General features: G+C 45.4%; 1 protein-coding gene. It reads left to right on the top strand.

The features are described 5' to 3' along the window. Positions 1–272, top strand: a 272-nt coding sequence (locus tag FNK51_RS27000) for a hypothetical protein (RefSeq protein ID WP_220127010.1), incomplete at its 5' end; no start/stop codon positions are given. Positions 273–425 lie beyond the last annotated feature (153 nt).

The raw sequence follows: 425 nt of genomic DNA, 5'->3' as shown, positions 1-425 counted from the left end.
GTGCTTTACTCGTGAGTTTGGGCCTTTTACTCGTGAGTTTGCGCTTTACTCGTGAGTTTGGCGTGAGTTTGGCGCGTTTACTCGTGAGTTTGTGCCTTTTACTCGTGAGTTTGGCGCGTTTACTCGTGAGTTTGCTCCTTTTACTCGTGAGTTTGTGCTATACTCGTGAGTTTGGCGCGTTTACTCATGAGTTTGCTCCTTTTACTCGTGAGTTTGGCGCGTTTACTCATGAGTTTGCTCCTTTTACTCGTGAATTTGCGCTTTACTCGTGAATTTTACGCTTTTACTCGTGAGTTTGGCGCGTTTACTCGTGAGTCTGGCGCATTTACTTGTGAGTTTGTGCTTTACTCGTGAGTTTGTGCTTTACTCGTGAGTTTGTGCTTTACTCGTGAGTTTGGGCCTTTTACTCGTGAGTTTGCGCTTTA

The sequence above is a fragment of the Bacillus sp. B4EP4a genome (genome assembly GCF_006680105.1).
Classification (GTDB): Bacteria; Bacillota; Bacilli; order Bacillales; family DSM-1321; genus Peribacillus; species Peribacillus simplex_E.
The sequence above is the reverse complement of the archived record's forward strand: the minus strand, read 5'-3'. Positions and strand labels throughout refer to the sequence as shown.